This is a genomic window from Sphingobacterium kitahiroshimense (assembly GCF_025961315.1).
GTDB lineage: Bacteria > Bacteroidota > Bacteroidia > Sphingobacteriales > Sphingobacteriaceae > Sphingobacterium > Sphingobacterium anhuiense.
This window is the reverse complement of the sequence record NZ_JAOQNK010000001.1, coordinates 3,149,495-3,175,944: the sequence shown is the minus strand read 5'-3', so window position 1 is coordinate 3,175,944 and position 26,450 is coordinate 3,149,495. Positions and strand designations below refer to the sequence as shown.

Here is a 26,450-nt window from a genome sequence, read left to right as displayed (position 1 = left end):
TTGCTATATGTCAAAAATCTGTCAAACAGATGAATTTAGAATGATTACAAATAGTGTTAAATTAATGTTAAATTGGTGATTTTTAAATACTTGAATGTGAGTGCTGTAACTTATGTGACCAATATCATATTCAATATACAAATATATGAGCACGGTCACATATATTACACGCTATAACCATGATTAGACTACTTCCTAAAACCTGTTTAAAGAGTCCAATGATTTAGCATAGTTGATCATATGGATTAACCAAATTTGTCTTTAAATAGAGATGAAATAATCTCTTTATAGCAGTAAGAATTATCTTCGGTAATAGGAAATGTATAGTATGTATAAAATTACACCAAGTATATGAAGTAAACGGGTTTATAAGGATTTATTTTTTAATAAAAATAAATATCAAAACTCATCAGGCAGATGATTATTTTTGCGCCATATTAATTTGGATATTATGATTATCATCAGAAAAAGCTTAGCCTTATCAGGTTTGATTCTCTGCCTCTTAGCAGGGATGTTGCCGATGTTAAAGGTACCGATTAAGGGAAATTGGAACCTCTATCAAACAGATGCTGCATTGTTTTTTATTACCTATATGATTATAGGAATAACAGCCCTACTTTTCTTTGTAAGGCAATTAACAGGATATCGCTTGATGACTCGGGTAGCAGCAGTTTGGTACCTGATCAGTATTTCTGCCGTATTTTTTAAGATCAATAATTATTTCGGATGGGGATTTGCAGATCGGCTATTATCCAAATCAATACATATGCGTTGGGGGTGGATTGTCTACTTAGTCGGTATTGCACTTTTATTACTGAGTGTGAAAAAAGTTAAACAGATTGAAGAATAAAAAATAAGCTTGGAAATTTTCCAAGCTTATTTTTTATTCGGACGATGTGAAATAAAATGAGACTTCAGTTTATCTAAGCCTAAATCCTCTTCTTCTTTATCCAGTTCATATATCCATACTTTTTCGCCAAGGATATCGTTGATCTCCTTTGGATTCGTTAAATCGACAGGACGTACACGCTGTTCTTTTACAATTGGATTTTGGATCGCTTGCAAACTGTTGGCATGTCTGATAATCTGAAAACGGAATGTTGGCCATTTACCCACAGTAGCAAAATTTCCAGAGTAGAATTGAACAGAATCATGTTTACTGATTTTTTCAGCAAATATGCCTTTAGCCTTATTGACATTGGTATCCGCAATGCTAACCAGTAATTCATAAGAAGTTTGATTCACGAGATGCAATTTCGCTAATCCATCTTTATGATCACCAGAAATTGCCAGTAAAATACCCTTCTCAATAAATTTTGAAGGTATTTCTTCAGCTTGCTCATTAAGCTCATCATCATCACGGCGCATATTTCCATGCACTAAAGTCAATTTACTTGCCTGTACAGGTATTTCAAATCCAGTATCATCTGTTACACCGATGAGGTCATTGGATTGAAAGGAGGTGATATGTCCCTCGATTGGTTCATCTACAAACCGTACTAAATCGCCTATTTTGAAACCCATGTTATTTTAAAATTTTAGTATCAATAATTCTTAATAATTTTTCTAAATCTGTTTCATCATTATAAAGATGAAATCCGATTCTTATACCATTACCACGTGGAAAGCATTTGATATTGTTTTCCATTAATATATTAAAGTGCCCTTGATCAATCTGCAAATTAAAGATTGTACTTGTTTCAGCTCTGTTAATAGCCACTTCGGTTAATATTTTCCGTTTACCCAATTCCTGTTTGGCAAGCTTTACTAATTGTTGCGTATAAGCAGCGGTGTGTTCCAAACCGAGTTCGGACAAAAACTCCAGACCCTTTTGTAATGTTCCGTGAGATAAAGTATCTAGATGTCCGGGCTCAAAATAAAGCTGATCGATACCTTTTCCTGCCCACATTTTGTCAATTTCGACGTTTTGTGTGGCCAAGTTTGGAAACAAGATCTGTTTTCCATAATCACTAACAAGAAGGAAACCGTTGCCATAACCACCTAAAAGCCATTTATAACCGCTGGCACCAACAACATCAAATCCCGACTGGGAGAAGTCAAAAACTTCAGTTCCCAAAAACTGAGTACCATCACCAATTATAAGCAATTCCGGAAATTTCTCTTTCAATTGTTTAATAAATTCAAGATTGATTTTGATACCAGAAATGTATTGCACGATACTAAATATAAAAACAGTCGGTTCGTGTTTTTTAATAGCATGGGTAATATGCTCTTCCAACTTTTCATCAACAGGGGTTGTCACATGTTCAAAACCCCTAGAAATAACAGGAAAATTAACAGAAGGATAGTCTCCTTCAAACAATAAAATTTTTGAATCCTTTGGCAAGCGGTCCAACAAAGCATTGAATCCTGTTGAAAAATTAGCGGTGTTATAAACATTGTGAATAGCAGTTGTGAAGAACTTTCCGATACTCTTTTTTACCGCGAGATTAAATTCACCCTGTTTTTCACGCAGATCTGTTGCTGTTGAAAAAAAATCAGCATCTCTTTTCAGACGCCATTCCTTAGATGAGATGGGAATTAAGCCGGAACCTGGTGTAGTTAAATAAGAAACGTCCTCAGGGATATCAAAGTAAGATTTATAAGGTGTTTGCATTTTGTTCTTTTAATATAGACAGATATTCTTGTTGCGAAATACTTGTACCGCCCATAGAAGCCAAATGTGGCGTATGGAATTGACAATCTACAAATTTCAAGTTGAAATGAGTAGTTAAATATATGAGAGCAGCTTTTGAAGCATTAGATACGGTGGAAAACATACTTTCACCACAAAACACCTGATTGATATAAATACCATATAAACCACCTACTAATTTTTCATTCTCCCACACTTCTATGGAATGCGCATAATTGATCCGATGTAGTTCCTGATAAGCATCGATCATATCAGAAGTAATCCAGGTTCCGTCTTGATCTTTACGTTCAATCTTAGCACAGCTGTGGATGACTTCGGTGAAAGCCTTGTCGACAGTAATCGAAAATTTATCAGTTTTTAAGATTTGAAGCATACTTTTGCTGATTTTTAAATGCTCTGGAAAGATGACAAACCGTTCATGTGGAGCATACCAAAGTATAGAAGAATCTTCGCTAAACCAAGGAAATATACCATTCTCATAGGCTAAGATCAGTCTATCCGCACTCAAATCACCACCAACTGCCAGTAAACCATCTTCATCAGCAAGTTCAGGATGTGGAAAGCTAATACTATCAGGATCTAAGTTGAAAACCATTTTTAAAAATAGACAAAAAAACCAGATTGTTTAATCTGGTTGTCTCGTTTCTTTACTAATTTCTTCAAATATTTTATCCATATGCTCTACATATTCATTGGTGTCATCCAAGAAGAAATCCAGTTGTGGAACAATCCGAACTTGATTTTTAATTTTAGAGCCTAATTTGTAGCGAATTTCTGTTGTTTTAGTGCGGATTGCTTTTAAATCCTCAGGAGCTGTTTTGGTATTTAAAAAACTTAAATAAACTCTTGCTATAGCTAAGTCCGGTGTTACACGTACACGCGTAACCGTAATAAATGCCCCAGGAGCCCAACTATTACCTTCGCGTTGCAGTAATTCAGCTAAGTCCTGCTGTAATACACCTGCAAAACGTTGTTGTCTTTTGCTTTCTGTTCCCATCGTTTTAGTTTTTGTTTCGTGAAAATTCACCCTATTATAGGTACAAAGATAAATATAAAAAAGAATAAAGGCATATCTTGGAGGGATATGCCTGTATAATTTTGGTTTATAATTAGTTAGGGTTCAATTTCTTAAAGTTTAGAGACGTTATGGTCTATCATAGTTTGGTTTTTTTACGGTTTTAAAAGTAAGTGTTTGCTAACTTTAAAACGTATATTTTTATATTTCACTCTCCCTTATGATACAAACATATAAAAATTAAATTGTTGTCACAATGGGTGAATTAAAAACAAAGTAATCGCTCACTCACTATCGCTGTTTACTGAGTTTTAACAAACATTTAACATAAAAATATTTTTAATTAATATAAAATCATACCCACATTACTGTAAAACAATCGATCGAATTCGATCAATTGTCACATCGATCCATAGTATGAGCTGAACTTCAATTGTTTTATTTGTTTTCAAATGGTATTTTTGTCAAGTATATAAATAGCGTACTAAAAAAATGAAAATCTGGCAAAAAAATATAGATGTTGATTCATTTGTCGAATCTTTTACTGTAGGTAATGATCGAGTAATGGATTTGCAGTTAGCAGCCGCTGATGTTTTGGGATCTTTGGCCCATACTCGTATGCTGAATAGTATCAACTTGATGACCGATGAAGACCTTGCTATTGTACAGCAGGAACTGAAAAATATTTATCATGAAATTAGTGCCGGAGAATTTGAAATAGAGGATTCTGTTGAAGACGTACACTCACAAGTAGAGATGTTATTAACACAGCGGATCGGAGAAGCAGGAAAGAAAATTCATTCCGGACGCTCAAGAAATGATCAGGTACTCGTTGATTTGAAACTGTATTTCAGAACCGAAATCCAAAACATGGTCGGTAATACAGAGATTTTCTTTCAGCAATTGATTAAATTAAGTGAACAATATAAAGATATCCTGATTCCAGGTTATACACATTTGCAGATCGCTATGCCATCCTCATTTGGATTGTGGTTCGGAGCATATGCAGAAAGTTTAGTCGATGATTTGGAATTGATGAAAGCAGCATGGAAAGTATGTAATAAAAATCCTTTAGGATCTGCTGCAGGCTACGGATCTTCTTTTCCTTTAAACCGGACAATGACAACAAATCTATTGGGATTTGATGATTTAAATTATAATGTAGTCTATGCACAAATGGGCAGAGGTAAGACAGAACGTATCTTAGCACAGGCGATGAGTTCCATCGCGGCTACTTTAGCAAAATTTGCCATGGATGTCACCCTATACATCAATCAAAATTTTGGTTTCATTTCATTCCCTGCACATTTAACAACAGGCTCTAGTATTATGCCACATAAGAAGAACCCTGATGTTTTTGAATTGATCCGTTCACGTTGCAACAAAATTCAAGCATTACCCAATGAGATCGCATTGATGACAACTAATCTTCCTTCTGGATATCACCGTGATTTACAATTGCTAAAAGAAAACCTTTTCCCTGCATTTAAGTCATTGAATGATTGTTTAGAAATTGCAACGTTTATGCTAGAACATATTTCAGTGAAAAAAGATGTTTTAGATGATCCAAAATACGATTATCTATTCTCAGTTGAAGTTGTCAATAATGAAGTTCTAAAAGGTGTTCCTTTCCGTGAAGCCTATAAAAATATTGGTATTGCGATTGATGCAGGAGAATTCCAGCCATCAAAAGAAGTGAACCATACCCATGAAGGAAGTATCGGTAATTTAGGTAATGATCAGATACAACGTATGTTTAAAGAAGTAATCGCCGCATTTGGATTTGACAAAGTGGAAAATGCTTTGAGCCAGTTGGTGAAATAGTAACCAATTAGTCGGTTAGAAAGTTAGTGTGAAAAGTAATCTAACTTTCTAACCAATTCATGCTATTTTTCAAGAGAGAATTTAAAATGAGTTTCCGATATAAACTCTTCTCCCGCTTTTAAAACTGTGGAAGGAAAGTCCGGTTGATTGGGACTATCCGGAAAATGTTGTGTTTCTAAACAGAAACCTGCATAGGGCAGATAAACATTTCCTGATTTACCGGTGTCATTTCCCGTCATCCAGTTGCCTGTATACAATTGTACCCCTGGTTCACTAGTAAAAACATCTAAGCGTATACCCGATTTCGGAGCGTATGCCGTAGCGCAAGCTGTAGAAATAGGGCTGTTGTTGACAAAACAATGATCATATCCTTTGGCAGCAATCAGCTGTTCGTCATTAGCAGTAATATCCTGCGCAATGGATTTAAATTCTTTAAAGTTGAAAGGCGTTCCTTCTACCGGAACTGTTGCAATCGGAATTTGGTTCTCATCGACAGCAAGGTAAGCATCGGAGTTTATTTTTAACTGATGACTTAGAATATCTCCGGATCCCTCTCCATTTAGATTGAAATAAGTATGATTGGTCAAATTGATCACGGTATCCTCATCGCTGTCTGCTCTGTATTTGATAATGATTTCATTGTCATTTGTTAACGTATATGTAACCGAAACATTCAAATTTCCAGGAAACCCTTCTTCGCCATCTTTAGAAACGAGGTAAAATTCAGCCTGTGATTCATAACTGACACGACGATCCCATATTTTTTTATGAAAACCCTCAGGTCCACCGTGTAAACAATTGATGCCATTATTTATAGGAAGCTGATACTCTTTACCATTTAATTCGAACCTTCCATTTGCGATACGATTTGCAAATCTTCCTGCTGTGACACCGTGATATTGTTCATCAGCGCGATAGTAAAGACCAATATTGCTAAAACCCAAAGCAACATCAGTAAGTTTCCCTTTGTTGTCAGGGACAAGGATACTGACTATTCGAGCACCATAATCACTAAGGGCAACCTGCATCCCGCGCGTATTTTTTAAAATAATAAGGTGCGTGTTCTTCTCGTTAACAGTGCTGGTAAAATTATGGATAGACGGCAAATGATAGTTACTCATGATGATGGTTGTTTTGATTCCTTGTTAAAGATAAAGATTATAAACTTTTTAAAAAACGATTCTTGCTATTTATAAAAAATCAATTTCGAAAAAGCCAACGCACTTAGAAAATCAAAAAATGTATATTTGCAATATGTCTGTAAATACAAGTATGAATTGGAAACAATTACTATCCGCTAAACGCTGGGGGTATGAACATCGTGTCAGTGATAGTCATTTAATAGCACGTTCAGAATTTCAACGTGATTACGATAGATTGATTTTTTCTTCTCCATTTAGAAGATTGCAGAATAAAACGCAGGTATTCCCGTTGCCAGGAGCAGTATTTGTTCACAATAGACTTACCCATAGTCTAGAAGTAGCTAGCGTCGGAAGATCATTGGGACGTTTGTTTTACACAAAGATGAAAGACGCAGATTCAGAGATTGATGAATTATATCCCTATCTACAAGAAGTCGGCAATATGGTATCTGCCGCATGTCTCTCTCATGATCTGGGAAATCCGGCATTTGGACATTCCGGTGAAGCTGCCATTTCGACTTATTTTACAGAGGGTGATGGTCGTAAATATCAAGAACAGGTAACGAAGGAAGAATGGGCAGATCTGACACATTTCGAAGGTAATGCCAATGCATTGCGAATACTGACACATCCTTTCAACGGAAAAGATGATAAAGGATTTGCTTTAACCTATACATCTTTAGCGTCAATTGTTAAATATCCTTGTGCCGCGATTGATGGTCATATCAAGAAAAATCACCACCGTAAAAAATATGGATACTTTGCATCGGAAAGAGAAACCTTTGAAACGATAGCTGCAGAGTTAGGATTGTTGGAAGACCCAACGAATCCTAAGGGGTATTTACGGCATCCATTAGTCTATCTCGTAGAGGCTGCAGATGATATTTGCTATAATATTATCGATTTAGAAGACGCACATCATTTAAAAATTTTATCTTATCCCGAAGTTGAAGATTTACTATTACCACTATGTGGAGGAGAAGATTTAAGAGCCCGTTTGGATTCTCTTTACGATACCGCCAGCCGAGTAGCACTGTTACGAGCAAAAGCAATCAATACGTTGACAAAAGCATGTGTTGATGTATTTTATAATGAGCAGGAACAATTTTTAAAAGGTACTTTTCCATCTGCACTGATGGATGCTCTAGACGCTGATATCGTAGCACATCTCAAAAGAATTAATAAAATATCAGTAGCGAAGATTTATAACGCGCCTACGGTTGTGCAGATTGAGGTAGCGGGCTATAAAGTGATGAACGCGCTCTTGGCCGAGTTTGTTCCAGCTTATCTAAAAAAGAATAAAAATAGTTACGATGAAAAATTAGTAGCACTAATTCCACATCAATTTTATACAGACCAAGAAGATTCTTATTCTAAAATTAGATCCGTTTTGGATTTTGTTTCAGGAATGACAGATGTCTATGCCATCGATCTATATCGCAAGATAACAGGTATGATTATTCCTTCAATAGATTAAGCTTAAGAATATACAATATTAAAAATTTCGGGATTGTGAAAAGACACCTTTTCGCGATCGTGTATTTTATCTAAATAAAAAATATGAAAGTCGTTATTGCCGAAAAACCATCCGTTGCACGAGATTTGGCCCGAGTTATGGGTGCAAAAGAAACCAATGATGGTTACATTTCAGGAAATGGATATGCTTTCACCTATGCTTTTGGGCATTTGGTTCAACTGTGTACACCACAAGCGTACGGATTTCATAATTGGTCAATCGCAAATTTGCCCATTATTCCCACAGAATTTAAACTGGAATCAAAAAAGTTAAAGCGTGATGGCAAGCAAATTGATGATGCTGGTGCACTAAAGCAATTGAATACGATTAAGTATTTGTTAGATAAAGCAGAAGAAGTAATCGTCGCAACCGATGCTGGGCGAGAAGGAGAATTGATCTTTCGAAACATTTACTACTACCTGGGAGCAAAAGTTCCTTTTAAACGCTTGTGGATATCCTCGCAAACGGACAAAGCAATTAAAGAAGGATTTGCAAATCTCAAAGAAGGAACAGAATACGACAGTTTATATATGTCAGCGCGTTCCCGTTCTGAATCCGATTGGCTTATTGGAATCAATGCAACACAGGCTATCACCTTGGCCGCTGGTAATAGAGGTTTATTATCACTTGGTCGAGTACAGACTCCTACATTGGCCATGATTTGTTCTCGATATTTAGAAAACAAAGATTTCAAACCCCAGACTTTCTATAAAATTCAGGCCGGTTTTGAAAAAGAGAATATCAAATTCAAAGCTACTTCCGAAAAAATAGATAAAAAGGATGTTGCAGAAGAAGCTATTGCTAAGATTACCATTGGCTCGGAGGCCACAGTAACTAAAGTTGAAGCAAAAGAAACGAAAGAACAACCGCCATTATTATTTGATTTGACTTCCCTACAGCAGGATGCCAATAAGAAATACGGATATTCTGCCGATCAGACCTTAAATATAGCACAGACACTTTATGAGAAAAAAGTCATCACCTATCCCCGTACAGGTTCTCGTTATATTGGAGAAGATGTATTCGAACAGATTGAAGCATTATTTCAACATTTAGCCGATACAGCAGAAGAAGGTATAGCGACGATTTCACGTAATCTAATCGGAGCAAAACTCAATAAAAGATCTGTAGACGAGAAGAAGGTAACCGATCACCACGCACTGTTAGTGACAGATGAAAAGCCGGGAGCTTTGCTTCAGGAGCAGCGCAATATCTACAATATGATTGCTAAACGTATGGTAGAAAGTTTTTCCGATGTCTGTTTAAAAGATATTACCACGGTTGTGATCAATGCAGGAGGTGTCGAATTAATTGCAAAAGGAACAGTTATCAAGCAGTATGGGTGGCGCCTATCAGCAGATCAAGTTGAACTACCTGATGAAGATAAAAATACCGAAGATCATGATAATGAAAATGCCCAATTACCTAAATTGACAGCAGAAGAGTTATTGGAAATCTTATCGTTAGAACTATCCGAAAGATTTACCAAGGCAAAGCCGATACACACTGAAGCATCATTGTTAAAAGCAATGGAAACTTCGGGAAAAGAAATCGATGACGATGAAATGCGCCAGGCTATGAAAGACTGTGGATTGGGAACTCCAGCTACGCGGGCAGCAACTATTGAAACGCTGTTTCAAAGAGATTATATTAAGCGCGATAAAAAGAAACTCATTCCCACAGATAAAGGGTTGACCGTCTATAACCTGGTCAAAGACCGCTCCATAGCCAAAGTAACGCTAACGGGTAAATGGGAACAGAAACTGGAAGAAATGCGGGCCAATAAAGTTTCGTATGAGGTCTTTATGAAGCATATCAAAGACTACACCGAACGCATTACAAAAGAACTGTTGCAATTAAGAATTTCTATTGCCCATGAAGAAATCAAACCGTTGCAGAAAGGAAAGATAAAATGTCCAAAATGTGCAGCAGGGCAAATTCAGTTATTTGACAAAGTCGCACAATGTGACCATTATGCAAGAGGGTGTGATTTCAAAATATGGCGCACCTTGAATGGCATTATGCTGGAAGAAAAAGAGATGAAAAACCTGCTTGAAAAAGGAAAGACATCAACTTTAAAAGGTGTGAAGACAAAAGAGGGAAATACAGTAGATGCTGTCTTGACATTTGAAAATTTTAAAGTAGGAGTAGCGTAAATCGCTTATCTCAATAAAAAAGGGTATTTCCACAAGAGATACCCTTTTTTATGTACATGAGATTAAAACAAACAATATTAATTAGTCAAATTTGACCGTTTTAAAAAACGCATCAAATTTTGGTTCATTCTGGGTATAAGTTCCTGGGGTGGCGGTGAAATTTACAATATATCCAGTCCCATTTTTATAGAAAAAATATTGCTTAGAAACGTAGGATCTAAATTTTATAATAGAACTTGTTATGAAACATACGTATTCCGTTGAATTGATTTTTGTTCTATCAACTTTCATGGCAAAAGCGCTTACTCTTTTATATTCTTTTTCGGCGAGCTCGGCCGCATCTTTAATGCTACTGGATTTGATCGCAGTTATGGAAACTGAATTTTCAATTTCTTCTTTCTCCATTTCAGAATATAATTTTGGCATTCCCCAAGCTATAATCATGTAATTCGAACTGGGAGGAGGAGTTTCTTTGTAAACGGACCAATCTTTAGGGATTTCTGCCTCGAAACCAAATTCTTTATTTTTGTAAATTTCTTGACAGAGAGCCACATTGCAAATAAAATATAAAAGTACTGCTGGTACTAACTGGGCTAGTTTCATTTTGTAATTTAGATAATTAATTGTCTATCAATTTTAATTGGGACATATGTATCCTGAATATCGATACGATGGTTTATGTAAGAAAGATAATTATTTTAATTTATATTAAAGGATCTGAATTTTTATTTTGTGATGACTTTACTTTTTATAAAACGTGTACCTTTGTGCTCTATATGTCAACATCACTATACAATCCATTTAAAACATTTAAGTTTGATAACCAAACCTGCTTCCTGACAGGGAAGGAGCTTTCATCTGTGGACGAACAAATTCAGGTTTTTCCAGTATGGATGATGCGTGCCTTTGATTTAGAAGAAAAACCTTTTAAGATGTTAGACGAGTCTCTCGTCACTTATAAAAGTCTAAAACTTCCTTGTTCCGTAGAGGCCGCATTGGTAATTGAAAAAATGGAATCTGAGGTAGAACGTGCATTTGCACTAGGTTTTGATGCTGTAAGCGAATTACCGCAGATCACACTATTTCAGTGGATGTCTAAAATACTGTATGGTGTTGTATTTAATGAAATTCAGACCGGTATTCGCCAACAGACCCTAACAGGCGAAGAGATGAATTTCTCTCAGGTGCTCGTTCAGAAGTTCAAAAACTTGCATGCGATGTTGCAGTCCTTACTGCAACCAATGGAATTTGAAGGAACCAATCCATTTTCAATTTTTATCAGTAAAGTAGATAACCCTGCGGAAACGTTTAATTATCGCGATGAAATCAATACCCTGATTTTTTCTTTGAGAATGAATGACTTTGGAATTGTTGCCTGTTTACAAGATAATGCAACGAATAATATCTACCATGAAGATGTTTTAAAAATGGTAGAAGGAAAAACACTGCACCCAGTTCAATTTGAAGAAATAGCAGCACGTTATTTTTATTCTGTATACCTCTTCAACCGTCTTCCAGAATATACCTATCTCAATACCCCCAAAATGATATATGTCGAACCGATGCCTTTGGCAGATATGTCCATGAAGCCCATTTTTGACCACTGGCAGGTAAAGGTTTACGGTCAGGTATTGGAAAATTTCTGGAAACCTTGGGGTTTCATTTTATTTGAGATTATTAAGGATCCGGATAGTCCGATGAGTTTCATAACGGATGATAGCGGAAATTTCGTTCCACGTGAAGCAATTGAGCTACCACTTGGATAAAAAAAAAAGCCCTTAAATATTATTTACGGGCTTTTTTCTTTTTTTGTACAGGAGAGCTTCTTTTCTTAATATCTGCTAGATCGATCTCTTTTTTCTTCTTGTTTACAATCAAGATAAGCCCAAAGGGACCTAATATAGGAACGCACATGCCCAATATTGATAGTATAACAAAGCCCCCGGTTACATCTTTGAGCCTAAATAATCTGAATAATGCGATGGCCATTAATACAAAATGGATAATAGTCACCAATTGAACCAACGCTAATTTACTTGCATCCATATTTTATCTTGATAATAAAGGCAAATGTAACGAGATTCATTTGAAATAGGGAATCTATACAAATAAGATGCTATAAGATCCCTTCCATGATCGTAAATGCTTCATTGATTTCGTTCATCTGAATATTCAGATGCGGTCTAAAACGAATCGTCCTTTCTCCACAACCCAGTAAAATCAGTTTCTTTGCAAAAGCGTCCTTAATAAACTTGTCTCTTTCCTGCTCATTGGGAAAATCAAAAGCGATAAACAATCCTTTTCCTCTTATATTGCTTATCTGTCCATGCTTACTTGCTAAAGCTTCCAGTTTTTGAATAAAATGTTCACCCTTCTTAGGGATCTGTTCAATTAATTTTTCCTGCTCTATCACTTCTAAAATAAGTTTAAAGCGCATCATATCGGTAAAATCACCTCCAAAAGTCGAATTGATACGGGATGATTCTTTAAAAACATGTTTTTCTACGCGGTCAAACTTTGCTTTGTTGGCAAGCAAACCACAGACCTGAGTCTTCTTTCCAAATGCGATTAAATCGGGAACAACTCCAATCGTTTGATAAGCCCACATCGTTCCTGTTAAACCAATTCCAGTTTGTACCTCATCAAAAATCAATAAAATATCATGCTCATCACAGATATCGCGCAGAGCCTGTAGAAATTCTTTTCTGAAATGATTGTCTCCCCCTTCTGCCTGAATTGGTTCTATAATAATACAGGCGATATCATTCGGATGATTGTCAAGTGCATTTCTGATTTCTCGAATGGCTGTTTTTTCCTTTTCAATAACTGCCTTTAAAACAATTTCCGTGATCGGGAATGTTAGTTTTGGATTGCTGATGCGCGGCCAGTTAAATTTAGGGAAATACATGTGTTTTCTAGGATCCTTCGTATTGGTCAACGAAAGTGTATAACCAGATCTCCCATGAAATGCCTCTTTGAAATGAATGACCTGAGAAGCTTCCTTTTCAATTCCTGAAGCAAAATTTAAACGTGTCTTCCAGTCAAAAGCAGCTTTTAAAGTGTTTTCCACGGCTAAAGTTCCTCCTGCAATAAAAAAACAATACTGCAGTTCCTTTGGTAGCGCTACGCGTTCGAAGACTTGCATAAAATCAGCAAATTCTTTGGGGTAAATATCCGATAAAGCAGGTTTGTTAATCGCCATTTTACCTAAAAAATCTTGATGCTTTAGGAGATAGGGATGGTTATAACCGATAGCAACAGATGCAAACATGCTGAATAAATCCAGATAAGCATCTCCATTTTGATCGACTAGATAAGAGCCATGTGATTTTTCTATATCCATCACAATTGGAAAACCATCTGCGAGCAAATGTTTAGATAATATTTCGTGAACTGTACTCATGTCGTTGTCATTTAAAGGTTAAAGGTTATTCCTTGTGCCAAAGGAAGTTCGGTGCTGTAATTAATGGTATTGGTTTGTCTCCGCATGTAGGCTTTCCAGGCATCCGAACCAGATTCGCGTCCACCACCAGTTTCTTTTTCACCTCCAAAAGCACCACCGATCTCTGCCCCCGATGTTCCGATGTTGATATTAGCAATTCCACAATCTGATCCTTGTGCACTGAGGAATAATTCCGCCTCGCGCAGATTATTCGTCATAATAGCCGAAGACAGCCCTTGTTTCACATCATTTTGGATAGTGATTGCTTCCATGACATCACCTTGATATTTTATTAAATAAAGAATTGGAGCAAAAGTCTCCTGTTGAACTATATCATAATGGTTTTCCACTTCAGCAATCGCAGGTTTTACGTAACAACCGCTTTCAAATCCCTTTCCAGTGAGTAAACCACCGGTGACAATCAGCTTACCCCCTTGTTTCTCAATTTCAGATAGGGCATCTAAATAATGTGCGACTGCCTTTTGATCGATCAGTGGACCTACATGATTTTCTGGAAGTAGAGGATCTCCGATCTGTAGTTGAGCATATGCTTTTATCAATGATGCTTTGACTTGTTCATACACACTTTCATGAATGATTAATCTACGCGTTGAAGTACAGCGCTGACCGGCCGTACCTACAGCGCCAAATACAGCACCAATCGTCGTCATCTTCAAGTCCGCATCCGGTGTAATAATGATCGCATTATTTCCGCCAAGTTCTAAAATAGACCTGCCAAGGCGAGCAGCAACATGTTGTGCTACTGTTTTTCCCATTGCAGTTGAGCCTGTAGCAGATATTAAAGGAATATTAGTATCATTTACTAACCATTCACCCGCAGTCTTATCTCCAATTATCAAATTAGAGATGCCTTCTGGTAATTCTTTCTGTTTTAATATACCCGCCAAAATCTGTTGACAAGCTATGGCACATAAAGGAGTTTTTTCACTCGGTTTCCAGATTACGACATCCCCACATACCAATGCTAGTGCTGTATTCCATGCCCAAACAGCCACAGGAAAGTTGAATGCAGAAATAACACCAACAACACCTAAAGGATGATATTGATCGTACATACGATGGGAGGGACGTTCCGAATGAATGGTTGAACCATAAAGCTGACGGGATAAACCAACTGCAAAATCACAGATATCAATCATTTCTTGCACCTCGCCCATGCCTTCCTGTAGTGATTTTCCCATTTCATAAGAAACAAGCTTTCCGAGCGTAGGTTTTAATGACCTTAATTTATCCCCGAATAACCGAATCACTTCACCTCTTTGCGGAGCAGGAACAAGTCGCCAGATCGCATATGCTTTTTTCGCCTGAGCGCAGATATCTTTATAATCATTATGGGAAGAGCAAGTCACTGTAGCAATTACCTGACCATCAACGGGAGAACTGGAAGTAATATCCGCACCAGTTGCAAACCAATTTTGTCCCGTAGAAGAACCTAAATTGGTCGCTAGAATGCCCAATTCTTTTAATTCTTGTTTTATCATAATGGTTTATATTATTCGTTTATATTTTAAATATAATGAATTATATTCTAAATATTGGCTATATTTAGATATTAAATTATGACAGATATGAATTCAACATGTGATTATTTTAATATAGATGCGCTATTGTCTGATGAAAATAAGCTCATCCGACAATCCATTCGTGATTTTGTCACTACGGAAATAAAGCCAGTTATAGACCATGCCGCTCAACATCATGAGGATATTCCCAATCTGATGTTAAAATTAGGAGCTCTTGGAGCTTTGGGGCCTTATATACCAGTAGAATATGGTGGTGCAGGATTAGATCATATCGCTTATGGTATTATTATGCAAGAGCTAGAAGCAGGAGACTCCGCCATCCGGTCAGCAGCTTCCGTACAGTCATCATTAGTCATGTATCCCATTTTTACATTTGGAAGTGAAGAACAAAAAAAACAATACCTTCCCAAGCTGGCCTCAGGAGAATATATCGGTAGTTTCGGTTTAACAGAACCGAACCATGGTTCAGACCCAGCAGCCATGGAAACCCGTTTGTTAAAAAAAGACGGCCAATATATCCTTAATGGAGCAAAGATGTGGATTACCAATGCCCCGATATGTGATATAGCAATAGTGTGGGCAAGGGATGAACAAGATAAAATAAGAGGATGCATAGTAGAACGAGGTATGGATGGCTTCTCCACTCCTGAAACACTAAACAAATGGTCACTACGCGCTTCCAAAACCGGAGAGCTGATCTTTCAAAACGTAGCAATTCCCGCAGAAAATATTCTTCCAGAAGTAAATTCGCTCCGTGGACCTTTTTCATGCTTGAACTCCGCGCGGTACGGCATATCTTGGGGAGCAATCGGAGCTGCAATAGACTGTTACCAAACGGCAGTCAAATATGCGTTAGAACGAGAACAGTTCGGAAAACCGATCGCATCCTATCAATTACAACAAAAGAAATTAGCAGAATTCCTCACAGAAATTACAAAAGCTCAATTATTGTCGTGGCGCTTAGGCGTACTGAAAAATGAAGGAAAAGCAACCCCAGCACAGATTTCAATGGCAAAACGTAATAATGTACACATGGCATTAGAAATCGCTAGAGAATCAAGACAGATATTAGGGGCCATGGGAATTGTAGGAGATTTTCCGATGATGCGTCACATGATGAACTTAGAATCTGTGATAACCTACGAAGGTACCCATGATATTCACCTGTTGATAACAGGTAACGATATTACAGGAATTAGTGCCTTTTAATTTGCTCGAGGACTTGAGGTATTGACCGATGGTTTACTTTGAAATAAAAACATGAAGGGAAATCTGAAACCATATATCTCAGCTTTCTTCTACAATAGGAAGGGGAGAGGAGCTAAAAGAAACATTAAGAATGTGCAATTAGGCTTTGAAACAAATTAAAATAAGCCCTTACCATTTTATCCCAGCTGTAATGTCCTAAAGAATATGCTTGAAATTCTTCGCTTCTGTTCTTGAGAAGCGAAGGATGTTCAAGCGTATTTTTAATTTCAGAAATCCAACAATTCTCCTGCTCAGGAGGTAGAAGAACTCCATTCTTCTGATGGATGATCGCATCACTGATCCCTTCAATATCCGAAGCAAATACAGTCGCCCCACAGATACTAGCTTCCAGGCAAACCAAACCAAAACCCTCCATATCGCCTGCGACTTTGATGTTAGGCATAATGAATAATCCCGCGTGGCGTAACAAGCATTGCAAATCAGTCGTAGGAATTTTTCCGATATGCTGTAACCGATCTTTGAAATTAGGATCCCGTAAATAATGACGTATAGATTTTTGATCGGATGGAAATCCTAAGAACAACATCGTTAGATGCCGTAGAGAAGATGGGAGAGCATAAAGCAATTTCTCTTTCCTTGTTGAGGTTGGAGAAAAAGGACCTATTAAGATCAGCTTATAATCTGATGGAAGTTGAGGTAGCACATGTTTAATAAACCAGGAAATGCCTTTTCGTTTCACAGGTCTGCCTAGGGCGATGATGAGATGCTCGGCCTTTGTAGCAATTCCATATTTCGTTAAGACAGGTTCAATAGCCAGAGTGTTATCCAAGACAAGACTATGGTCTACACCATTTTGAATCACTTCAATCTTATCGGGATGAATACCACGATCGATGGAAGCCTCTCTTGTAGCAGTACTTACAGCTATTATTTTGTCAAATTTGTTGAATTGAGGAATAATTTTACGTTGAAAATAGGCTAAAGGAAAAACCACATCAAGGCCGTGAACAGTAACCACCCGTTTTAACTGTTCATAACCCTTATGTCTTAAAGACACAGCCGCAATCAGACCATCATTAAAATGAATAACCTTTATATTAGGATGTAATAAGAGCAACGCTAGAATCCGCTTATTTAAAAGGTAAAAAAATTTGATAATAGATTCATCCCCCTGATAAACTATTTTATGTACAGTTGTATAGGGAGCCAATCCGTTAATAAGCTCAAAGCTTTGTTTTTCCATCCCTCCGATAGTGGGCGGAAATTTATGACTTACACAAAGAATTTCCATATTAGGATAGTATCCCCCCTTTTTTAATTCCGAAATAAGCTAAAAAACCAAATGCAATCCAAAAAACTTGTCTAGAACGTCTTATTAAAGCGATGATCAACCAGATTTGAACCGTATAGATACCAGCACTGGTCAGTAAAATTTTATTCCCGAATTCCTCCACCCCAATTTGAGCAGGAATAAAAGCGCCAAAGCTTTTGATTATAATTATACCCATGTCCATAAATTGACTCAGGATAATCGGAATCGTAATACCTGAAAAGTATAGGATGAGGAAAAGCTCCAAAGCACCAACAGTCCAGTGTAAGAAAAAATAAAAATATGCACGATAACATTTGCACGGCTGATTTTGATGAAAAGTTAGTACCGCATTTAGGATCGTCTGAATACGTATACTTAGTTTTCGGAGTGTTTTCCAGGATAGCGTAGAAGCCACTTGTAGTTCTTTGGATTTCTTGAGAATAATAAAAATAATCAGTGGAATACAAAAAAATGTAATCACTAATATCCACAGTACCGCTATCAGCTGTTTAGGAATATTTTGATTAAAAGAGCTCATTAAAAACCAAAAACCAGAAATTCCAAATAATGAAAATTGCGTGATAATGGTCAAAAAACGCGATATGAAAACTGAATTTAAAATTTCTTGTTCAGATGTACCCGTCGGTTTCAGCAAGACTGTTTTTATATAATCGCCCCCAATTATGCTAGTGGGATTGAATAGTCCTATTGTTTCCCCGATATGTCGGATGCAGAATAGCTGCCATAAGGAAGTCCGTTTCGGTTTTTCGATGAAGCAATTTTGCCATCCCGCTGTAGCCAATACATAGGCTAAACCCGTAATGACTATAATCCAGAGGAGATTCCACCCTATGTTAGTAACTTCTTTTAATACTGCCTTAAGATCAATGTGACTGATAAAGACAAGCAATGAAGAGAGTACGACAAGACTAATTGTAATTTTGAAAATTTTTTTACGCATTAACCAACCTGAAATTTAATGATTGAATCATTAGCGGTTCTGTTCATTTGTTCTAAGTCTTCAAAATAGGTGTTAGCTAAAGAACTCCAGTCTATTGATTTGCTGAATTGTAATCCCGCATGTCCAATCTCCTTTCTTAATCTATTATCCTGTAGTAAGTATATAATGCGATTAACAAAAGCTGCCGCATCCTGCGGTTTACATTTAAAACCTGTTACACTTTCGGTTATTAAATCTGCAGAACCTCCGCCATCTGCAATAATGCAAGGTAACGCTGATGCCATGGCTTCAATAACGACATTACCATAAGTCTCGGAATGTGAAGGAAAGACAAATAAGGTTGAAGAAGCATACAACTTGGCAAGGTCATGATGATTCAATTTGCCTAGAAAGATAGCTTCAGGCATCTGCTGTCGACAAGAGTCCATTGCAGAACCGTCTCCAGCGACTATAAAATTGAAAAGAATGTTCTGTTGCTTTAATAAGCTGTAGATCGCGATCAGGGTTTTTAAATTCTTCTCCCAAACCAGCCTACTGGCAAATAATATCGTCGGATGCCTGTTTCCTGTTATTTCTTGTAGCCAATTGTGATCTTTTTTGTCTGGAGAAAATAGACTGTTGTCAATTCCACGTTTCCAGATCTGCATCAAGCTTGGGTTAATGCCCATTTTTGTAAGTTCGCAAACGATGCTATTTGTTGGAATATAGATTTTATCACAGTTATTATAGAATTTATTCTGTGTCTGGATAATTCTTTTCTTTGTAGGGCCAACCAAAAAAGTAAAATGCTTGAGATAGTAGTCAATATAGCTGACAAAGTGTGTATGGTAGATGCTGATGACCGGTATTTGATTTTTTAATGCATATCGCTGCCCGTAGAAACCTAAAAGAGAAGGTGTAGCAATATGAATAATATCGGGATTAAAATCCTGGAGTTTCTTTTTTAAGCGTTGATCTGCTAGCGCTGGAATCGCCATACTATAGTTCTGTTGTATCGGAATGCTTAAAGATGGAATTTTCAAGGACTCGAAATCTTGTACTTGATCTGGCCCTGTTCCATATATGAACAAAAATTCAAACCGTTTTTTATCGATGCGGTCGACAAGTTGAAAAATTGTTCGTGAAGCTCCGTCAAAGTCAGGAATCATTATCTCCGCAAAAAAAGCAACTCTTATCATCATGAATCATTTTTTCAAAGTAAGGAGCTCTATGTTTCCTTATGAATAAGGACATGTGAATAAATGATGTTTTTTACATTATCCCGGTATTATGGAAATATGAGTATAATATTGTTCTTACTTTTTTGAGGAGAGCAGAGTTAAGATCAATTAGTATTACGATACCTTCAACCTATGTTTAAATGAATGTATAGTGATGGTCTAATGAAAATTCCTCTTAGTAGAAGTTTTGGTAGAAATCTTGGATAATCATCCTATTCATATAGCCAATAGTAAGAGTGATTTTTTGTTCGATGTCCATAAACAGTTTTTGATTTAGAAAAAGATGTGATGCGGGCCATATTGCTAGAAAACTAAAGTTGTTATCAGGATCATACCATATTATAACCAGCTAGGAATCATGTTTAGATATAATAGAGGTATAACAGGGGGATAAGAGGGGGTTTATAGGGGGGTAGTAGGGGTGAATCCCTATAAACCCCCTATAAAATCCAAGTAATCTCTCTATAAATCCCTGCTTATGTAATAATCAGTTCCCTCTCAGATCCGGATCAGGTTATAATATGCCTTATTCCTGAGTATCTGTACGGGGGATAGCTGGCTATTGCAAAACAGCAGCACTTCTCAGGATCCCTTTTGTAGTATATACTATATGGTATAAAGTAAAGATGTCGGCCCTGCGAAAAGCATGAACAGGAATGAATCACATTATCAGCTATAGTAATAGTAATAGTAATAGTAATAGTAATAGTAATAGTAATAGTAATAGTAATAGTGTCGATGATGCCGCTGTACTGAAAAAGATATAATTTCTGCGGAACCATTCCCTAAAAGCATACTGCATCCATAAAAGACGGCCCAGGACGAACAATCCGCCCGCTACCCCTTTTTATAGTTCAAAGCCAGGATTGTCCGTTTCTCAGCCCCTGTAATAGGTCATGGGTAAATTTATCGGTCAGGTTATAAGCTGTTTACCGGTTCACGGTAAACTATTTCCGGAAAAGATTAGGAAGTGATTATAAAAAGTCGCTATCTTTGCACCACTCCGCAAGGGAGGAACGTCTGATCCGAAAGGATAGGCACTGAAAAAAGAAGGGTTTAATTCAGGTTAAACGCAGAAACAGCAGGAAAACAAAAAAAATAAATTTTCACATTTATTTTGGAGAAACCAAAAAGATTTCTACCTTTGCAGTCCCAACGGAAACGAAGGGAAACAGAAACAAGATCGATACCGGCGCAATGCCGACATCATAAAAGCCGAAGCGAGATGCGGAAGCGACAGAAGTTCTTTAAAAATATAATCATGTAACGTAACGAGTAGTGTTGAGAAACAACGAAAGTTAAAAAAATCAACCTGTTCAATTTTAGAATTAGAAATTAAAATACAAGACAATTCTATTTATTATAAATAGTCTTGATCTTACACTTCATTTTACAATGGAGAGTTTGATCCTGGCTCAGGATGAACGCTAGCGGCAGGCCTAATACATGCAAGTCGGACGGGATTCAGGGAGTAGCTTGCTACGAACTGATGAGAGTGGCGCACGGGTGCGTAACGCGTGAGCAACCTACCCATATCAGGGGGATAGCCTCTCGAAAGAGAGATTAACACCGCATAACATCATTTACCGGCATCGGTTTTTGATCAAATATTTATAGGATATGGATGGGCTCGCGTGACATTAGCTAGTTGGAGAGGTAACGGCTCACCAAGGCTACGATGTCTAGGGGCTCTGAGAGGAGAATCCCCCACACTGGTACTGAGACACGGACCAGACTCCTACGGGAGGCAGCAGTAAGGAATATTGGTCAATGGAGGCAACTCTGAACCAGCCATGCCGCGTGCAGGATGACTGCCCTATGGGTTGTAAACTGCTTTTGTCAGGGAATAAACCTTTCTACGTGTAGAAAGCTGAATGTACCTGAAGAATAAGGATCGGCTAACTCCGTGCCAGCAGCCGCGGTAATACGGAGGATCCAAGCGTTATCCGGATTTATTGGGTTTAAAGGGTGCGTAGGCGGTCCTATAAGTCAGTGGTGAAAGACGGCAGCTTAACTGTCGCAGTGCCTTTGATACTGTAGGACTTGAATCTATTTGAAGTGGGCGGAATAAGACAAGTAGCGGTGAAATGCATAGATATGTCTTAGAACTCCGATTGCGAAGGCAGCTCACTAAGTTAGTATTGACGCTGATGCACGAAAGCGTGGGGATCAAACAGGATTAGATACCCTGGTAGTCCACGCCCTAAACGATGATAACTCGATGTTTGCGATACACAGTAAGCGTCCAAGCGAAAGCGTTAAGTTATCCACCTGGGGAGTACGGTCGCAAGATTGAAACTCAAAGGAATTGACGGGGGCCCGCACAAGCGGAGGAGCATGTGGTTTAATTCGATGATACGCGAGGAACCTTACCCGGGCTTGAAAGTTAGTGAATGATCCAGAGACGGATCAGTCCTTCGGGACACGAAACTAGGTGCTGCATGGCTGTCGTCAGCTCGTGCCGTGAGGTGTTGGGTTAAGTCCCGCAACGAGCGCAACCCCTATGTTTAGTTGCCAGCATGTAATGATGGGGACTCTAAACAGACTGCCAGCGTAAGCTGTGAGGAAGGTGGGGACGACGTCAAGTCATCATGGCCCTTACGTCCGGGGCTACACACGTGCTACAATGGACGGTACAGCGGGCAGCTACATAGCAATATGATGCTAATCTCTAAAAGCCGTTCACAGTTCGGATTGAGGTCTGCAACTCGACCTCATGAAGTTGGATTCGCTAGTAATCGCGTATCAGCAATGACGCGGTGAATACGTTCCCGGGCCTTGTACACACCGCCCGTCAAGCCATGAAAGTTGGGGGTACCTAAAGCATGTAACCGCAAGGAGCGTGTTAGGGTAAAACCGATAATTGGGGCTAAGTCGTAACAAGGTAGCCGTACCGGAAGGTGCGGCTGGAATACCTCCTTTCTAGAGCATTCGGAATTGAAGCTCGTTACGGATACACATGATTTATATAAGAAACAGAAACATTTGAAGAAATGTGCCCATCCCTGAAAATGGATGGTCCAGAGAGATAGAATGATAAGCTAGTCCCGTAGCTCAGTTGGTTAGAGCACTACACTGATAATGTAGGGGTCAGCAGTTCAAATCTGCTCGGGACTACCATAAATACCACGGGGAATTAGCTCAGCTGGCTAGAGCACCTGCCTTGCACGCAGGGGGTCATCGGTTCGACTCCGATATTCTCCACATCCTTAGACGTGGGACACAAGATAAGAGACATTAGACACTTTATAGTTTCTGATATCTCAGATCTGATATCTCCGATCTAAAAGAAGAGTTCTTTGACATATTGAAAGAAAAAAAATTACAAGAGAAGACAACAGTAGAGACAATACTGTGATGTGCTCGATGTATTATGAAGACCCTCGGTCAAGGCCGAACGGATTAATGCGTAGCATCACGGTTATATATCAAAAAGCAACCCATAGTAGCAAAAGGGCTATGAGGTGAAGAAAGTAAATAAGGGCACACGGGGGATGCCTAGGCTCTCAGAGGCGATGAAGGACGTGATAAGCTGCGATAAGCTTCGGGGATTAGCAAATGTGAGTTTGATCCGAAGATTTCCGAATGGGGCAACCTAGCATACTGAAGGTATGTTGTAAAATACGCGAACGCGCTGAACTGAAACATCTAAGTAGGCGTAGGAGAAGAAAATAATAATGATTTCCCAAGTAGTGGCGAGCGAACGGGAAAGAGCCCAAACCAATAATGTTACGGCATTTTTGGGGTTGTAGGGCTGCGATATGGCATTAGCAAACAGAAGTGGAATGGGATGGGAAGCCCAGCGATACACGGTGATAGCCCTGTACACGTATAGAATGCTAGCCTAGCAGTACCCTGAGTACCGCGGGGTCGGAGACGCCCTGTGGGAATCTGTCAGCACCATCTGATAAGGCTAAATACTCCTGAGAGACCGATAGTGAACTAGTACCGTGAGGGAAAGGTGAAAAGAACCTCGAACAGAGGAGTGAAAAGAACCTGAAACCGTGTGCTTACAAGCGGTCGGAGCTGGCAGGTCCAGTGACGGCGTGCCTTTTGCATAATGAGCCTACGAGTTACTCTTGTCTGGCAAGGTTAAGTGGTTCAGCCACGCAGCCGAAGCGAAAGCGAGTCTTAATAGGGCGCATAGTCAGATGAGGTAGACGCGAAACCTTGTGATCTACCCTTGGGCAGGTTGAAGTTGCAGTAACATGTAATGGAGGACCGAACCGATAAACGTTGAAAAGTTTCCGGATGACCTGAGGGTAGGGGTGAAAGGCTAATCAAACTGGGAAATAGCTCGTACTCCCCGAAATGTTTTTAGGAACAGCGTCGGCATGGAGTCTTATAGAGGTAGAGCTACCGATTGGGTGCGGGGGAGTCAAATCCTACCAAATCCAGACGAACTCCGAATGCTATAAGATATGGCCGGCAGTGAGGCTTTGGGTGCTAAGGTCCAAGGCCGAGAGGGAAAGAACCCAGACCATCAGCTAAGGTCCCTAAATATACGCTAAGTTGAACTAACGAGGTCCGACTGCACAGACAGCTAGGATGTTGGCTTGGAAGCAGCCATTCATTTAAAGAGTGCGTAACAGCTCACTAGTCGAGCGGTCGGGCGTGGATAATAAACGGGCATCAAGTGTATTACCGAAGCTATGGATTCATGCATTATATGTATGTCTGGTAGGGGAGCATTCTATTTACGGAGAAGCGGTCTGGTAATGGGCCGTGGAGTTGATAGAAAAGCAAATGTAGGCATAAGTAACGATAAGGCGGGTGAGAAACCCGCCCACCGAAAGACTAAGGTTTCCTGATCAACGCTAATCGGATCAGGGTTAGTCGGGGCCTAAGGCGCATCCGAAGGGAGTAAGCCGATGGACAACTGGTTAATATTCCAGTACTTTTTATAACTGCGATGTGGTGACGGAGTAGTGACACTGCCGCGAACTGACGGAATAGTTCGTTAAAAGGCGTAGGTATAGGGACGGTAGGCAAATCCGCCGACCCTGCTGAAACCCAATAGTACAGCAAAGCTTCGGCGGCGCTGATAGAGCAGGTAAACAGACTTCCAAGAAAACCCGCTAAGCTTCAGGTTATAAAAACCCGTACCGTAAACCGACACAGGTAGTCGAGGAGAGAATCCTAAGGTGCTCGAGTGAATCATGGCTAAGGAACTCGGCAAAATGGCCCTGTAACTTCGGGAGAAGGGGCGCTTCCTCCAGCGATGGAGAAGCCGCAGTGAAAAGGCCCAGGCGACTGTTTAACAAAAACATATGGCTTTGCAAAATCGAAAGATGAAGTATAAGGCCTGACACCTGCCCGGTGCTGGAAGGTTAAGAGGGGATGTCATCGCAAGAGAAGCATTGAATCGAAGCCCCAGTAAACGGCGGCCGTAACTATAACGGTCCTAAGGTAGCGAAATTCCTTGTCGGGTAAGTTCCGACCTGCACGAATGGTGTAACGATCTGGGCGCTGTCTCAGCCATGAGCTCGGTGAAATTGTGGTATCGGTGAAGACGCCGATTACCCGCAACGGGACGGAAAGACCCCATGCACCTTCACTATAGCTTAACATTGAAATTGGGTACAGGATGTGTAGGATAGGCGGGAGATGTTGAAGTGGCTTCGCCAGGAGTCATGGAATCAACCTTGAAATACCGCCCTTTCTGTATTCGGTTTCTAACTCGGTTATGCCGAGGACATTGTTTGGTGGGTAGTTTGACTGGGGTGGTCGCCTCCAAAAAGGTAACGGAGGCTTTCAAAGGTAAGCTCAGTACGCTTGGTAACCGTACGAGGAGTGCAATGGCATAAGCTTGCTTGACTGTGAGACCAACAAGTCGAACAGGGTCGAAAGACGGACATAGTGATCCGGTGGTTCTGTATGGAAGGGCCATCGCTCAAAGGATAAAAGGTACGCTGGGGATAACAGGCTGATCTCCCCCAAGAGCTCATATCGACGGGGAGGTTTGGCACCTCGATGTCGGCTCGTCACATCCTGGGGCTGGAGAAGGTCCCAAGGGTTGGGCTGTTCGCCCATTAAAGTGGCACGCGAGCTGGGTTCAGAACGTCGCGAGACAGTTCGGTCCCTATCTGTTGTGGGCGTTGGAAGTTTGAGTGGATCTGTCCTTAGTACGAGAGGACCGGGATGGACTGACCGCTGGTAAACCAGTTATGCCGCCAGGTGTACGGCTGGGTAGCTACGTCGGGAATAGATAAGCGCTGAAAGCATCTAAGTGCGAAACTAGCCACGAGATGAGACTTCCTTATAGGGCCGTAGTAGACTACTACGTTGATAGGTTGCAGGTGTAAAGGTAGAAATACCATAGCTGAGCAATACTAATCACCCGAAGCTTTCTCAAGCAACGCAGACACTGTTGTCTTCCTCTTTTAGTTTTTCTTTCAATTGTCTATAGATTACAGGAGTATTTAGTATTTAGTACATAGTATTTAGAGAAGT

18 protein-coding genes, 2 tRNA genes and 2 rRNA genes are annotated in these 26,450 nt (G+C 39.2%); 10 read left to right on the top strand and 12 right to left on the bottom strand.

Annotated features, from left to right (window positions below):
* The first annotated feature begins 451 nt into the window (after positions 1–451).
* Positions 452–850, top strand: coding sequence for a hypothetical protein (locus M2265_RS14050; RefSeq protein ID WP_021189576.1), 399 nt, complete (start codon positions 452–454; stop codon positions 848–850).
* 26 nt (positions 851–876) lie between these two features.
* Here the strand turns inward: M2265_RS14050 and M2265_RS14045 are convergent, their stop codons facing one another.
* The 4 genes from M2265_RS14045 to rbfA are packed head-to-tail and all read right to left on the bottom strand — an operon-like array spanning position 877 to position 3,653.
* On the bottom strand, positions 877–1,524 hold the full coding sequence (locus M2265_RS14045; RefSeq protein ID WP_132771501.1) for a hypothetical protein: 648 nt from the start codon (positions 1,522–1,524) through the stop codon (positions 877–879).
* Position 1,525: 1 nt separating this feature from the next.
* On the bottom strand, positions 1,526–2,617 hold the full coding sequence (locus tag M2265_RS14040) for an aminotransferase class V-fold PLP-dependent enzyme (RefSeq protein ID WP_132771500.1): 1,092 nt from the start codon (positions 2,615–2,617) through the stop codon (positions 1,526–1,528).
* Positions 2,601–3,251 carry a leucyl/phenylalanyl-tRNA--protein transferase gene (aat, locus tag M2265_RS14035; protein WP_132771499.1) on the bottom strand — a complete coding sequence of 217 codons (651 nt, stop codon included), beginning with the start codon at positions 3,249–3,251 and terminating at the stop codon, positions 2,601–2,603. The genes M2265_RS14040 and aat overlap by 17 nt, the downstream gene beginning before the upstream one ends.
* Positions 3,252–3,281: 30 nt before the next feature.
* Positions 3,282–3,653, bottom strand: a complete 372-nt coding sequence (gene rbfA / locus M2265_RS14030) for a 30S ribosome-binding factor RbfA (RefSeq protein ID WP_132771498.1) — start codon at positions 3,651–3,653, stop codon at positions 3,282–3,284.
* A gap of 510 nt (positions 3,654–4,163) precedes the next feature.
* Here rbfA and argH point away from each other — a divergent pair.
* The gene (gene argH / locus M2265_RS14025; RefSeq protein ID WP_132771497.1) at positions 4,164–5,495 is read left to right on the top strand and encodes an argininosuccinate lyase; all 1,332 of its coding nucleotides are present in this window, start codon (positions 4,164–4,166) and stop codon (positions 5,493–5,495) included.
* Positions 5,496–5,557: 62 nt separating this feature from the next.
* On the opposite strand, the gene M2265_RS14020 is transcribed toward argH, so the two are convergent.
* Positions 5,558–6,616 (bottom strand): aldose epimerase family protein, encoded by a 1,059-nt coding sequence (locus M2265_RS14020; RefSeq protein WP_132771496.1) that lies wholly within the window; start codon positions 6,614–6,616, stop codon positions 5,558–5,560.
* Between the two features lie 133 nt (positions 6,617–6,749).
* Here M2265_RS14020 and M2265_RS14015 point away from each other — a divergent pair, with 133 nt between their 5' ends.
* Both M2265_RS14015 and M2265_RS14010 read left to right on the top strand, forming a co-directional pair.
* The gene (locus M2265_RS14015) at positions 6,750–8,114 is read left to right on the top strand and encodes a deoxyguanosinetriphosphate triphosphohydrolase (RefSeq protein ID WP_132771495.1); all 1,365 of its coding nucleotides are present in this window, start codon (positions 6,750–6,752) and stop codon (positions 8,112–8,114) included.
* Positions 8,115–8,197: 83 nt separating this feature from the next.
* Positions 8,198–10,309 (top strand): type IA DNA topoisomerase, encoded by a 2,112-nt coding sequence (locus M2265_RS14010; RefSeq protein WP_132771494.1) that lies wholly within the window; start codon positions 8,198–8,200, stop codon positions 10,307–10,309.
* Between the two features lie 81 nt (positions 10,310–10,390).
* Here the strand turns inward: M2265_RS14010 and M2265_RS14005 are convergent, their stop codons facing one another.
* A complete protein-coding gene (locus M2265_RS14005; RefSeq protein WP_132771493.1) occupies positions 10,391–10,912 on the bottom strand; it encodes a hypothetical protein in 522 nt (173 codons plus the stop codon).
* A gap of 173 nt (positions 10,913–11,085) precedes the next feature.
* On the opposite strand from M2265_RS14005, the gene M2265_RS14000 reads away from it, so the two are divergent.
* Positions 11,086–12,075 (top strand): hypothetical protein, encoded by a 990-nt coding sequence (locus M2265_RS14000; RefSeq protein ID WP_021190585.1) that lies wholly within the window; start codon positions 11,086–11,088, stop codon positions 12,073–12,075.
* Between the two features lie 19 nt (positions 12,076–12,094).
* Here the strand turns inward: M2265_RS14000 and M2265_RS13995 are convergent, their stop codons facing one another.
* The 3 genes from M2265_RS13995 to M2265_RS13985 all read right to left on the bottom strand — a co-directional run bounded on the left by M2265_RS13995 (position 12,095) and on the right by M2265_RS13985 (position 15,253).
* Complete coding sequence (locus M2265_RS13995; protein ID WP_132771492.1) at positions 12,095–12,355, bottom strand: hypothetical protein; 261 nt, start codon at positions 12,353–12,355, stop codon at positions 12,095–12,097.
* A gap of 70 nt (positions 12,356–12,425) precedes the next feature.
* The gene (gene lat, locus M2265_RS13990; protein ID WP_132771491.1) at positions 12,426–13,712 is read right to left on the bottom strand and encodes an L-lysine 6-transaminase; all 1,287 of its coding nucleotides are present in this window, start codon (positions 13,710–13,712) and stop codon (positions 12,426–12,428) included.
* An 11-nt stretch (positions 13,713–13,723) separates the two neighbouring features.
* The gene (locus M2265_RS13985) at positions 13,724–15,253 is read right to left on the bottom strand and encodes an aldehyde dehydrogenase family protein (RefSeq protein WP_132771490.1); all 1,530 of its coding nucleotides are present in this window, start codon (positions 15,251–15,253) and stop codon (positions 13,724–13,726) included.
* Between the two features lie 78 nt (positions 15,254–15,331).
* Here M2265_RS13985 and M2265_RS13980 point away from each other — a divergent pair, with 78 nt between their 5' ends.
* Positions 15,332–16,504 (top strand): acyl-CoA dehydrogenase family protein, encoded by a 1,173-nt coding sequence (locus M2265_RS13980; protein ID WP_132771489.1) that lies wholly within the window; start codon positions 15,332–15,334, stop codon positions 16,502–16,504.
* Positions 16,505–16,628: 124 nt separating this feature from the next.
* Here M2265_RS13980 and M2265_RS13975 read toward each other — a convergent pair whose 3' ends face one another.
* The 3 genes from M2265_RS13975 to M2265_RS13965 are packed head-to-tail and all read right to left on the bottom strand — an operon-like array spanning position 16,629 to position 19,958.
* The gene (locus M2265_RS13975; protein WP_132771488.1) at positions 16,629–17,795 is read right to left on the bottom strand and encodes a glycosyltransferase family 4 protein; all 1,167 of its coding nucleotides are present in this window, start codon (positions 17,793–17,795) and stop codon (positions 16,629–16,631) included.
* A gap of 1 nt (position 17,796) precedes the next feature.
* Positions 17,797–18,777, bottom strand: a complete 981-nt coding sequence (locus M2265_RS13970; protein WP_132771487.1) for a lysylphosphatidylglycerol synthase domain-containing protein — start codon at positions 18,775–18,777, stop codon at positions 17,797–17,799.
* A complete protein-coding gene (locus M2265_RS13965; RefSeq protein WP_243655451.1) occupies positions 18,777–19,958 on the bottom strand; it encodes a glycosyltransferase family 4 protein in 1,182 nt (393 codons plus the stop codon). Before M2265_RS13965 ends, M2265_RS13970 begins: the two co-directional genes overlap by 1 nt.
* Positions 19,959–21,389: 1,431 nt before the next feature.
* Here M2265_RS13965 and M2265_RS13960 point away from each other — a divergent pair.
* From M2265_RS13960 to M2265_RS13945, 4 genes are all read left to right on the top strand, one after another.
* Positions 21,390–22,919, top strand: a 16S ribosomal RNA gene (locus M2265_RS13960).
* Between the two features lie 121 nt (positions 22,920–23,040).
* Positions 23,041–23,117: transfer RNA gene (locus tag M2265_RS13955), tRNA-Ile, on the top strand.
* Between the two features lie 10 nt (positions 23,118–23,127).
* A tRNA-Ala gene (locus tag M2265_RS13950) sits at positions 23,128–23,201 on the top strand.
* A gap of 263 nt (positions 23,202–23,464) precedes the next feature.
* Positions 23,465–26,352: ribosomal RNA gene (locus tag M2265_RS13945) — 23S ribosomal RNA — on the top strand.
* Together the 16S and 23S rRNA genes with 2 tRNA genes alongside form the textbook arrangement of a ribosomal RNA operon.
* The last annotated feature ends 98 nt before the right edge of the window (positions 26,353–26,450 follow it).

Excerpts from the sequence above, each read along its gene's own strand:
- M2265_RS14045 (WP_132771501.1), bottom strand. The coding sequence starts at position 1,524 with ATGGGTTTCAAAATAGGCGATTTAGTACGGTTTGTAGATGAACCAATC.
- aat (WP_132771499.1), bottom strand. The coding sequence starts at position 3,251 with ATGGTTTTCAACTTAGATCCTGATAGTATTAGCTTTCCACATCCTGAA.
- M2265_RS13970 (WP_132771487.1), bottom strand. The coding sequence starts at position 18,777 with ATGCGTAAAAAAATTTTCAAAATTACAATTAGTCTTGTCGTACTCTCT.
- M2265_RS13995 (WP_132771492.1), bottom strand. The coding sequence starts at position 12,355 with ATGGATGCAAGTAAATTAGCGTTGGTTCAATTGGTGACTATTATCCAT.
- M2265_RS14020 (WP_132771496.1), bottom strand. The coding sequence starts at position 6,616 with ATGAGTAACTATCATTTGCCGTCTATCCATAATTTTACCAGCACTGTT.
- M2265_RS13985 (WP_132771490.1), bottom strand. The coding sequence starts at position 15,253 with ATGATAAAACAAGAATTAAAAGAATTGGGCATTCTAGCGACCAATTTA.
- lat (WP_132771491.1), bottom strand. The coding sequence starts at position 13,712 with ATGAGTACAGTTCACGAAATATTATCTAAACATTTGCTCGCAGATGGT.
- M2265_RS14000 (WP_021190585.1), top strand. The coding sequence starts at position 11,086 with ATGTCAACATCACTATACAATCCATTTAAAACATTTAAGTTTGATAAC.
- M2265_RS14005 (WP_132771493.1), bottom strand. The coding sequence starts at position 10,912 with ATGAAACTAGCCCAGTTAGTACCAGCAGTACTTTTATATTTTATTTGC.
- M2265_RS13980 (WP_132771489.1), top strand. The coding sequence starts at position 15,332 with ATGACAGATATGAATTCAACATGTGATTATTTTAATATAGATGCGCTA.
- M2265_RS14010 (WP_132771494.1), top strand. The coding sequence starts at position 8,198 with ATGAAAGTCGTTATTGCCGAAAAACCATCCGTTGCACGAGATTTGGCC.
- M2265_RS14015 (WP_132771495.1), top strand. The coding sequence starts at position 6,750 with ATGTCTGTAAATACAAGTATGAATTGGAAACAATTACTATCCGCTAAA.
- M2265_RS14050 (WP_021189576.1), top strand. The coding sequence starts at position 452 with ATGATTATCATCAGAAAAAGCTTAGCCTTATCAGGTTTGATTCTCTGC.
- rbfA (WP_132771498.1), bottom strand. The coding sequence starts at position 3,653 with ATGGGAACAGAAAGCAAAAGACAACAACGTTTTGCAGGTGTATTACAG.
- argH (WP_132771497.1), top strand. The coding sequence starts at position 4,164 with ATGAAAATCTGGCAAAAAAATATAGATGTTGATTCATTTGTCGAATCT.
- M2265_RS14040 (WP_132771500.1), bottom strand. The coding sequence starts at position 2,617 with ATGCAAACACCTTATAAATCTTACTTTGATATCCCTGAGGACGTTTCT.
- M2265_RS13965 (WP_243655451.1), bottom strand. The coding sequence starts at position 19,958 with ATGATGATAAGAGTTGCTTTTTTTGCGGAGATAATGATTCCTGACTTT.
- M2265_RS13975 (WP_132771488.1), bottom strand. The coding sequence starts at position 17,795 with ATGGAAATTCTTTGTGTAAGTCATAAATTTCCGCCCACTATCGGAGGG.